General features: G+C 57.5%; 5 protein-coding genes and 3 pseudogenes. 2 read left to right on the top strand and 6 right to left on the bottom strand.

Annotation, left to right across the window (positions count from 1 at the left end; genetic code table 11):
* Window positions 1–130 precede the first annotated feature (130 nt).
* A pseudogene (gene tnpC, locus CKW40_RS41790) lies at window positions 131–898 on the bottom strand (IS66 family transposase); the annotation flags it as partial.
* On the opposite strand from tnpC, the gene CKW40_RS41785 reads away from it, so the two are divergent.
* Entirely contained in the window at window positions 839–1762 is a 924-nt protein-coding gene (locus tag CKW40_RS41785) for a CaiB/BaiF CoA transferase family protein (RefSeq protein ID WP_095205321.1), read from the top strand. The pseudogene tnpC and the gene CKW40_RS41785 sit on opposite strands and share 60 nt — an antisense overlap.
* A gap of 138 nt (window positions 1763–1900) precedes the next feature.
* Here the strand turns inward: CKW40_RS41785 and CKW40_RS41780 are convergent.
* The 5 genes and pseudogenes from CKW40_RS41780 to CKW40_RS43525 form a co-directional block, all read right to left on the bottom strand.
* Window positions 1901–2116, bottom strand: a pseudogene (locus tag CKW40_RS41780) (IS5/IS1182 family transposase); the annotation flags it as partial.
* 70 nt (window positions 2117–2186) lie between these two features.
* Window positions 2187–3197 (bottom strand): IS110 family RNA-guided transposase, encoded by a 1011-nt coding sequence (locus CKW40_RS41775; RefSeq protein WP_280175438.1) that lies wholly within the window; start codon window positions 3195–3197, stop codon window positions 2187–2189.
* 145 nt (window positions 3198–3342) lie between these two features.
* Window positions 3343–3471: pseudogene (locus CKW40_RS41770) on the bottom strand (IS5/IS1182 family transposase); the annotation flags it as partial.
* 74 nt (window positions 3472–3545) lie between these two features.
* The gene (locus CKW40_RS43530; RefSeq protein ID WP_143748524.1) at window positions 3546–4244 is read right to left on the bottom strand and encodes a hypothetical protein; all 699 of its coding nucleotides are present in this window, start codon (window positions 4242–4244) and stop codon (window positions 3546–3548) included.
* A 195-nt stretch (window positions 4245–4439) separates the two neighbouring features.
* The gene (locus CKW40_RS43525; RefSeq protein WP_143748523.1) at window positions 4440–4625 is read right to left on the bottom strand and encodes a hypothetical protein; all 186 of its coding nucleotides are present in this window, start codon (window positions 4623–4625) and stop codon (window positions 4440–4442) included.
* 268 nt (window positions 4626–4893) lie between these two features.
* Here CKW40_RS43525 and CKW40_RS41755 point away from each other — a divergent pair, with 268 nt between their 5' ends.
* Window positions 4894–5718 (top strand): shikimate dehydrogenase family protein, encoded by an 825-nt coding sequence (locus tag CKW40_RS41755; protein ID WP_095205318.1) that lies wholly within the window; start codon window positions 4894–4896, stop codon window positions 5716–5718.
* Window positions 5719–5999: the final 281 nt, after the last annotated feature.

The raw sequence follows: 5999 nt of genomic DNA, 5'->3' as shown, positions 1-5999 counted from the left end.
AAGGCTACGACGCCATCATCGACGCCGCGTGCCACGCCTGGCGCGAGCTCATCAAACGACCAAAGACCATCACTTCAATCGGGACGCGCCAATGGGCTCACGTCGGTCAATCAACATGACCGTTGGTTATCAGATATTCCCATTGGTTCAGAGTGTAGGATACGGCATCGCCAAGCTTGCTGTCCGGCAAGACCTTCGGGGCGATTTTATCGAGCCATTCCTTGAGGGCGTTCAGGACGGGTATGCTGTGTTGCTGGCGGAAGCGGCGAATGCAGTCGGCCTGCGTTTCACCCTTGGCCGGTTTTTCGTCCCGCGCCTGCCTTTCAACCCGGTAGAGCTGTTCGAAGAACCGGAGCGCCTGCTCCGGCGGACCGCCGCCTTTCTTCCTCGCCTTGAGGGCATCGACAAAGCGCCGTCTGGAGTGGGCCATGCATCCAATATGGATTGCCCCTTCCAGCGTGCGCCAGGCGGAATAGCCATCACTCATCACTATGCTGCGGTATTCACCGAGGAAGGTCTGCGGGTGTATCTGGCCGCGGCCTGGCTGATAATCGAGCAGCACAATTGGCTCGCCACTGTCCTCGCCGCTCCGGTAAGCCCACATATACGATGTGCTGGTGGCCTCTCGATCCTTTTCCTTCAGCACCTGAACCGTCGTCTCGTCGCCATGGATGAGAGGCTGCGATCTGAGCCGCAGCTTCAGGGCGTCATAGATGCGGGAGAGATGTCTTTCGCTCGAGCCGATCACCCAGTGGCCCAGCGCGCCACGGCTGACAGGAACGCCGGCGCGCTCGAATGCCTGTGCCAGGCGGTAGAGCGGTGTGCCGTCGACATACTTATGAACGAGCGCGAAGGCCAGCGTCGAAGCCGTGGCGATGCTGCCCGGCAAGGGCTGCGCGGACACGGTTCGACTCTCGAGCAGGGCTCAGGGTTGCCGAGTGTGATCGGAGATCCCGACGGGCCGCCCGCGATGAGCTACGTCGCCTACGGGGATCCCGTCGGTGGGTTGAACGGCTGCGTTGCAGTTCTGGTTGCACTGATTCACGCTCGCAAGACAGGCCAGGGACAGTTCATTGATCTTGCGCAGATCGAATGCATGATGCCGTTTGCGGCGCCATGGATCACCGTCGGCTCAATCGGCGGTATGCCGCCGACAAATTATGGCAATCGACATCCGCAGTTTGTACCCCATGGCTGCTTCCGGTGTGTGGGTGAGGACAATTGGATCATAGTAGCCGCGACCGACAACGAGATGTGGCAGAGGCTTGCCATGCTTATTGGTAGGCCAGACTGGGCCACGGACGCGTCGATGAAATCTGCGGAAGCTCGCCGGGCCGTTGAGGACGTTATCGAGCGAGACATCGCAGCCTGGACGCACACCCGCGACGCGGATGAGGCTATGTCCGAGTTGCAAGCAGCAAAAGTTGCTGCCGGCGTGGCTCGCATGCCAAATGACCTACTTAAGGATCGGCATCTCGCCTCTCGCACGTTTCTGCCAGAAGTCGAACGCGCTTTCGTGGGCTTACATCCGCAGCCCTCGATGCCGATCCGCGAAGGTGAAAGACCCTATGCGATACTTAGGGCGGCGCCAACACTCGGACAGCATAACAAAGACATCCTATCAGGGCTTCTCGACCTTTCCGATGGCGAGATCGCGCAATTGTTGAGGCAGGGCATCATCGGTACGGGAGTGCTCTCCGAAGGAGAGCTGGCACAAGTAGAGAGGTGTCGTCAGACCGACAGATTGACGGTGCGGTCCTGAACGACTTGCCCCCTCAAGCCTTGCAGATTGCGCCCGCTGAAATAGGTTAGATGTTTGATTCCTGGCTCCATGACTTGCCGGTTTTCGAGACGCTTTGCTCGGGCCGTTAATTGGCTCAGAGCCTGATTCGAAACTTGGTTACGCACGAGGCGGAGCTGCCATGCGGCGCAGCATGAGGCGGCTCGAGGCGATCAACATCTGAGCCTCGGCGCTGGCGATGGTCACCTCGAAGTCCTTGGCGAGCCGGCGACGACGTCCCAGCCAGGCGAAGGTTCGCTCGACGACTCATTATCATCGTCATGGCAGCACCTCGAAGCCTTTGGCCGTGTCGGAGCGCTTGATGATTTCGATCGTTCACGGGCTGAGATGGGCTACATGTTTGATCCCAGGCTTTGATGGGGCATCCTTACACCACTTTGGCAGTTTAGGTTTGATGCATCTGCGAGCAACCTCTCACAGTGAGGACATCTGCGGGGTGGCGGCCGCGTGAAGAGGTCAAGAATGGGCGCAAAAGCTGTTCCCTGCTGATCCGTGCCGGAAACCGGTAACTCCAGGCCGCCTCGATCAGCATCCGCCGGGCCGCTCCGTTCCCGGCCTTGGTGATCCCGCCTTGGCGGCGCCGCTTCCCGCTGGAATCCTCAGACGGCACCGGCCCGAGGTAGGACATCAACTGTTCTGCTTTCGAAAACCGGCTGATATCGCCCAGCTCGGCGACAATGGTGGCCGCCGCGACAAGAGCCATGCCGCGGAGGGCCTGCAAAGCGTCAACAACCGGTGCCAAAGTCCAAGCCAATCGCTTCTCGATCTGCACCGTCAGGCGGTCGCGCCGCTCCTTCGCGGCATCAATCGTCGCGATGCAGTCCTCCAGGACGATATGATGCGCTTCCTCGGCAAAGCGCAGCCCGGAAAGCCAACGCCGATGCATCTGGGTCCATGCGGGACGATGATAATGATGACCATGACGCAGCAAGAAGCCCGATAGCTGCTGACGGGCATGCCTCAGGCTGCGTACCGCCGCCAATCTCGCCCGCACAAGGTCGCGCATCGCTTCATGGGCATTGTCGGGTACCCACACTGCCGTCAGTTCGCCCGCTCGGTGTAGCCGCGCCAGCTTTACCGCGTCTCGGCGATCCGTCTTGATCCGATCGCCTGGCCGCCGGGGAATCAGCGATGGCGCAACCACAGCGCAATCATGCCCGGCTGCCGTCACTTGTCGCTGAATGCCATATCCGCAAGGCCCGGCTTCATAGCAGACATGCAACGCCACACCCGATCCGCCGAGCTTGCCGAGCAACTTCGTCAAGGCCGCAGGGGTATTGCTGATCTCTCCATGTTCTCGAACCTCGCTGCGCTTGCCGTCTTCCGCCACCGCCACCGCCACCGCTATCGTGTCCCTGTGGACATCAAGGCCCACATACTTCACCGACTGGCTCATCGTTCGCCTCCATGCAGGAGATCGCACCGGAACCGCCCGGGCAACCTCGGCCCCGCATATTACGAGGTCGGACGCACCGGCCTCAGGCGAACATGTGGTCTAGAGCCTGCATCAGTTCTTCTCCGCATAACCACCGTCAGCGACTAATGCAGGCCATGACGCCTATTGCCCCATTCCCGTCCTGGATGTCGGCCGTATGCACCGTCAGCCCGACTAGGTGCCACTCGGTTTCGGTGATGATATGGCGCTTGCGGCCTTTGATCTTCTTGCCGGCGTAGTCGCCGCCCTATCCCGCGTCAGCGGGTTGGTTCAATCTGCATGAGGAAGTCGCGCCGAAAATTGGCGCGGCTACAATTGGCTCGGTTTGTTGTGAGAATCAATACGGCTCCTCAACTCCTCGCCGGTTAGCCAAATCAGCCAATTGTCCTCCACGATCTTCTCTTCCACCAGCTGTAACATCGATCCGCCTGGTTCATGATGCGGCATTTCGTATTGCGCGACGATGCCCTTATCCAGTGACCATCGTGCTACAAGCGCACATAGGAAATCAGGAGCCCACATCGCAAAAGACACGCCGAATGCTATTCCAGCAACGATCCTGGGCACGCCCTGTCCTCTGTAGTCTTCGCGCACCCAAAGATCCCCAAGGTACGATACTTTCCCGGTAATTTTCGTTGCCCCCGGTGCTGAACAAGTACAAATATCGTCAGGATGTGCGTGTATAATCGGGTCAGCATAGAACGCCTTGAGAGATTGCAAATGTTCTGCAAAGTTGCTGTGTGAAAGATCGTATAATCGAGCAGCATCGAGAAGGGCGACTTCATCATTATCGTCAACGCCGATAATCCAAAATCCATCGCCTGCATTAATCGGCGAGCGATCTGGTCGGAAATTTGGAAATGTCGGGCTCTTTGTTGGAGTGGCCCTTGTGATCGCGACATATTCATGAAAATCGAATCCTATCGAAATTTTGATGCCCTTTTTGGCGGCCTCGTCGTCATATGCTTCGAGGAAGCGTGAGATGTCCAATGGACTACCTTTTTTCATAGCAATTTGCCCTATCGTGAAGACGTGCCCCGCGGGGCGGGACGGCGCGCTTCTGACGGGTGGATACATTATTAGCGCGGATTGAGATGCTACCGACTTTGGTGGGTTGCAAGAAGCGGACTTGGGGGCGTACGGACCGGTGCGCGAGCCGCCTGCTACGTCGCCGGAGCGGTGCTGCCGATCGATGCCGGTCAGTCAGTGCAACACGGCATAAGCTTCTTCACGAAACAGCGCGCCAGGGACTATCGTTTGAGTCAGTGATATTCTGACGAACTTGAGGCCAGCGCTGGCAAGGAAACTGGCGTAATCGTGGCGCGGCGTCACATAGAAAGTGATCGTCCAACGGACTCGACTGATGATCATCAATTCCTGCACGTTCACCCGGAGCGTACTGCTAAGGGGCCGTCGTTCAGCGGCTCCTTCGCAGCGCGATGGCGTGACCGAGGAAATTTAGCCGAGGAGGCCCAAGATCAATCCGCAGGGGGAAAGCCCGATCCTGGAAATGAACAAGCGAGGTCGCGGGTGAACAGGAACTGATGGTGGCTTTGGTAGCGGTGAGCGTGTTTGATGGACCACCGCTCAATCGTGTTGGCGGCACGCCAGAGAGCGGACGTCCGGCATCAGTGGTTTAAATTTGAAAGGACGAGAAATGCCTATCATTGATGGCGGCACCTGCGTCTACGGAATCATTGCTGACCCTGTAAGTCAGGTCAGGACCCCTGAGGCGATGAACCGAATCATCGCTAAACGAGGGGCCAACGCCGTGTTTGTTCCCTTTCACGTCGATGCAAAGAACCTGGGCGCATTTGTCGAGGCTCTGATGGCCTGGAAGAACCTGCCTGGGTTTACAGTTACAATACCGCACAAAGAAGCAGCATTCCGCTTATGCACTACCCTAGGGCCGATTGCAGAGATAACGGGCACAGTCAATGCTGTTCGAAAGCGCCCCGATGGAACTTGGGAAGGGGAGACCTTCGATGGCATAGGATTTGTGGCTGGACTCAGGGCCGAAGCAATCAATCCGGCAGGCGCAATTGTTCGACTTCATGGAGCGGGTGGCGCTGCAAAAGCCATTGGGGCCGCTCTGGCTCACGCGGGAGCGGCCCGCATCTTCATTGCCAACCGTTCCAGAGATCATGCGACCGAATTGGTCGACAGGATTAACTCCAAGGTTCCCGGATGCGCTGCTACTTTCGACAACGCCGATTTCGCAGATGCCGACCTCGTGATCAACGCGACCTCACTTGGGTTGAAGCCTGAGGATCAACTGCCCTTCAATCCTGACTGCCTGGGTGCGCATCAGATCGTAGCAGAGGTGATTATGAACCCTGACAAGACGAATCTCTTAAAGCAAGCGGAGGCGCGTGGCTGCCGCACTCATAACGGCATCCATATGTTGATTCACCAAGTTGAAGCTATAGCTGATTTTCTTGGAATTGGGCCAGGAAATAATCTGGACGAGTCGATTGCTTGACGGCTTGATCCGGAATTTTGTCGGAAAACTCCAATAGATAGCCGAGAAGACATCATTCAGAATGGCGGCGTTTTGCGTATCTATGTAGCTCTGTTAAAGATTTCCTACTTTAATAGGAGCGTACCTAAATTTGCGAAGTAGTTCGTTCATCCGCTAAAGCGTGTCGCGATTAATCGGCCTCATATCCGGCCGCTTTGAAGAAGTTTCTGCATTCGGTTGGCTCGAACAGATGGCAGATATCGCCGAGAGCCTCGCAGAGTGCATCGAAGCTTCTGGCCGCC

Source organism: Mesorhizobium carmichaelinearum (assembly GCF_900199455.1).
In the GTDB taxonomy this organism is placed as follows: Bacteria; Pseudomonadota; Alphaproteobacteria; order Rhizobiales; family Rhizobiaceae; genus Mesorhizobium; species Mesorhizobium carmichaelinearum.
Note: the sequence above shows the minus strand (reverse complement) of the source record. Positions and strands in the feature narration are given on the sequence as shown.

Coding starts and splice junctions, on each gene's coding strand:
- CKW40_RS41775 (WP_280175438.1), bottom strand. CDS start 3,197: ATGAGCCAGTCGGTGAAGTATGTGGGCCTTGATGTCCACAGGGACACG.
- CKW40_RS43530 (WP_143748524.1), bottom strand. CDS start 4,244: ATGAAAAAAGGTAGTCCATTGGACATCTCACGCTTCCTCGAAGCATAT.
- CKW40_RS41755 (WP_095205318.1), top strand. CDS start 4,894: ATGCCTATCATTGATGGCGGCACCTGCGTCTACGGAATCATTGCTGAC.
- CKW40_RS41785 (WP_095205321.1), top strand. CDS start 839: ATGAACGAGCGCGAAGGCCAGCGTCGAAGCCGTGGCGATGCTGCCCGG.